Annotated in this window: 2 protein-coding genes; one reads left to right on the top strand and one right to left on the bottom strand. The window is 42.7% G+C overall.

Annotation, left to right across the window (positions count from 1 at the left end; genetic code table 11):
* A partial coding sequence (locus tag Q8P28_05125) for a response regulator (protein ID MDP2682175.1) occupies positions 1-1732 on the bottom strand: 1732 nt, incomplete at its 3' end.
* A 257-nt stretch (positions 1733-1989) separates the two neighbouring features.
* Here Q8P28_05125 and Q8P28_05120 point away from each other — a divergent pair.
* Positions 1990-3468, top strand: a complete 1479-nt coding sequence (locus Q8P28_05120; protein ID MDP2682174.1) for an ISNCY family transposase — start codon at positions 1990-1992, stop codon at positions 3466-3468.
* Positions 3469-4035 lie beyond the last annotated feature (567 nt).

Here is a 4035-nt window from a genome sequence, read left to right as displayed (position 1 = left end):
TGTTTACTGCATCTTCTCCGTTTACGGCGGCTATCACCCGGTATCCGTTACTTTTAAGTACATTTTCCATGAGCATCCGGATATCTTCGTCATCCTCAGCAAGGAGTATTTCTTCTTCGCCGCCCGGAGAGGATTTTCTCTTTTTACATACGACGGTATCGGAAGCCTCCGGAGAATCTGCATTCGCCGTTAAAGGCTCTTTGATAAAGAGAGGTAAATAGATGTTAAACGTTGTGCCTCTTCCGGGTTCACTGTAAACATTTATAAATCCATTGTGCTGTTTTACAATTCCATAGGCGATTGCAAGGCCAAGACCTGTCCCCTTCCCTGTTTCCTTCGTAGTAAAAAAAGGCTCAAATATCCTCTCCCTTGTTATTTTGTCCATACCTGTGCCGGTATCTGAGACAAACAGGTGGGCGTATTTGCCGGGTTGTCCGTAATCATGTATTTTTACAAACGAATCATCCAGCTCCACCTCCCCTGTCCCTATCGTTAATATCCCGCCGTCAGGCATCGCGTCCCTGGCGTTTGTGGAGAGATTGACCAGGACTTGCACAATCTGAAAACTGTCTGCCGTAGTAAAACATTCTTTTTCTGAAAAAAGAGTTCTTATTTCAATGTCCTTGCCGATCATTACCTCCAGCAATGACACTGCGTCCTTTATAATGGCATTCGTGCTGACCGGTTGTAAATGCAGCACCTGTTTTCTGCTGAAGGCGAGGAGGCCGCCGGTTAATTTTTCCGCCCTTTCCGTGGCAATGAGTATTTTTGAGAGGTATTGCTGCAGTTTGTCATTTTCCGCTATCTCCAATTGCATCACACTTGCGTATCCTACGACTGCCATAATGATGTTATTAAAATCATGGGCAACGCCGCCGGCAAGCTGCCCAATCGATTCCAGCCTTTGCGCATGGTACAGTTGTTCCTGTAATTTTTTCTGCTCTTCCGCCGCTTCCAGACATCCCTGATTTGTTTCTGATAAAAGATAATTGGCGATTTGAAGCTGCCCCAACAGTTCTTCTCTCTGAAGTTCCAGTAAACGTTTATTCCACGCCTTGCCAATGACGCTGATAATGGCATCGGGATTGAGCGGTTTTGCGAGGTAATCATGGGCGCCAAGCCGTATAAATTCAGTGGCGGTATCTACGGACGGATAGCCGGTAATTACGATGACAACTGTCTCCGGTTTTATCTTTTTGATTTCTCCAACCAGGTTTACCCCGCTTATGTCAGGCATCATTATATCGGTGACCACCACATCATAGTCACATCGTTTGAACATCTCTAAGGCATCTCTGCCGCAATTGGCAGTCTCTGCGTGAAATCCTTCATCATTTAAACTCATTTCAAAGAGGTTCGTTATCATGGTTTCGTCATCAACTATGAGGATTCTGGGGGTTTTGTTCAGCATCTCCAGATCCCGGACAATCTGGCGCTGTTTTGCAGAGGCATGGAGGCAACTCATAATTGCTTTTGGTTCGAGGGAATTTATTACGTAATCAAAACCAAGTCCCTTACGCGCCTCGGTTATGGAGTCGATATCTGAATGGTTTGTAGCAAGGATAACAACCACCTCCGGATTGAGTCTCCTTGCATCCATGATTATCTTTATGCTTTCAATTAGGGGTATTTTTGTATCCATAATAATTGCATCAAAAGGTTCATCCGGCAATGCTTCAACGCCTTCTTTTCCATATAATGCAAATAGCGCCGTGTATCCCTCTCTTTCCAAAGCAGGCGGCAACGAGTCTTCTGCAATTCCCTCTTCTTTACTACGAATAATTAGTGTCTGAACGAAAACGCTGTAAGCCTTGAAATACGTGGCAAAGGAGGTTAAAAGGATTGGTAAAAAGGGTTGAAAGTATAGGGTGGAGATGCTAAACTTAAGGCGTAGAATAAGGGAAGCGAGGGTACCAAGGGGTGAAAAGAGACAAACATTCGCCACAAACATTAGAAAAACAGGGTCATCAAAAGGAGAACCTTTACGCCATGAGAAAAAGATTCGAGCCACAAAGGAGACTTGGAAGCACACCAATATCAGAGGTAGAAATTCCCGAAAAGAGCAGGGATGAGTTAGCGCCGATTTTGCGGGCATTACAATACATATTTGTTACAGAGGAATTACAAGAGGAAGTATTCAGGGTATTGGAAGCAAAAGTAAAGGGTGGGAAGAAAGAGACAGGGCGTAATGGGATGGAGTTATGGCAGATAATGGTAATAGGAGTGGTGAGATTGGGATTAGATGCGGATTATGACAGGTTGGAAGATATGGTGAATCACCATAGTCTGATTCGTCAGATAATGGGAGTAGATACCGTATTTGGGAGGGGGAAGAAGTATTCGCTGCAAAGCATCAAGGATAACGTAAGATTGCTCGATGAGGAGACGTTGGGGAAGATTAATGATGTGGTGGTAAAGGCAGGACAGAGGCTGGCAAAGAACGGACGGGAGGAGAAGCTCCACATAAAGACGGATACGTATGTGGTGGAGACAAACGTACATTTTCCTACGGACATGAATTTGCTGTGGGATGCGGGTAGGAAGTGCCTTGATGGGATAGAGGCATTTATAGAGGGAGGAGTATTGAACGGGAAAGGGTGGAGAAAGATAAAGAATTGGAGGAAAGAGCTAAAGAGACTGATGAGGAGTAGTTCGAAAGCGGCAAGTGGTGGTGGAAACAAGAAAGAGGAGACGGTTAAGAATCAAGTAAAAGAGTATCTTGGATTAGCAAAGAGATTAAGTGAGAAGATAGGTGCGAGCATAATAGCGGTGTACGAAAAAATATTAACAACGGGTGCGGAAGAAATGCAGAAAGAGGCATTGGAGTCGATGGAATATTTTTATCAGATGCTGGAGAAGCACAGAGATTTGGTAGAGAGGAGAATTATCAATGAAGAGCAAATACCTGTAGGTGAAAAGGTATATTCACTGTTTGAATCACACACAGAATGGTTGAGTAAAGGGAAGGCGAATAAGAGGGTGGAATTAGGCCACAATCTGGTGATAGCAAGTGATCAATGGGGATTTATCGGATATCACCAGGTAGTGGAAAAAGAAGCAGATGTGGCGTTAATCCTGCCGTTAGCAGATAAGCTATTAAATCTGTTTGGTGAAGAAGGGATAGAGAGTATAAGTGCAGACAAGGGTTTTTACAAGAAGGAATACAAGGAGCTGATAAGTCTTTATATACCGAAAGTGATCATACCGAAGAAAGGAAAAAGGAATAAGGCGGAGACAGAAGAAGAATCGGAGAGTACATTTAAAAAGCTCAGGCACAAGCACTCAGCGGTGGAGTCAGATATTAACCGATTAGAACATCATGGGCTGGACAGATGCTTAGACAAAGGGATAGAAGGATTTAAAAGATACTGCGCATTAGGAGTGCTGGCGGCAAATTTGCATACGATGGGAAGTATATTGCAGAAGAAAGTCATGGAAAAGAAAGAAATAGTACGTAAGGCGGCGTAAAAACACCCTCGAATAAAAATCCATGAGGGATAGTCTGTCTGGAGAACATGAAAAGAGGGGAAAAACGAGGGAAATGAATAAAATAACCGTATCATAGATTAAAGCGTATAAGAAAAAGTTGAAAAAGGGGCAATTTAAAAAAATTTAAATTTGCCCAGGGAAAGAACCTTGCATAAAAAGATAGTTTTCGTTCAGACACTACTTAGTCATAGAAATGATGTTTAATCTCTGAATAATCTGTTCTTCAATGGTTTCTGTCATTTTTTCTACCAATAGGAAGGATTTTAAATTAACAGGTTCTCTGAAAAGAGTCAAATATTTAAATAGAGGAGACTCCTGTCGGGTTCAGGTTTGCAAGCCTGAACCCGCCGTTTTATATTGTCCCTGCCAGCCAGTAGGGGGGATTTAGCCATTAAATATATATAACGTTATTCGCCAGATAAATTAGGTTGGGTTTTTGTCTTTTAAAACCTAACCTAATTTAATTCGGAATGGAGAAGAAGAAGCTTAAAGATATGGTATTAAAACCGAGGGTACCTGGGGTAATGCCTTCATTTATCAATTATC

Source organism: Deltaproteobacteria bacterium (genome assembly GCA_030690165.1).
GTDB lineage: Bacteria > Desulfobacterota > GWC2-55-46 > UBA9637 > UBA9637 > JACRNJ01.
This window is presented reverse-complemented; position numbering and strand designations above follow the sequence as displayed.

Coding starts and splice junctions, on each gene's coding strand:
- Q8P28_05120 (MDP2682174.1), top strand. CDS start 1,990: ATGAGAAAAAGATTCGAGCCACAAAGGAGACTTGGAAGCACACCAATA.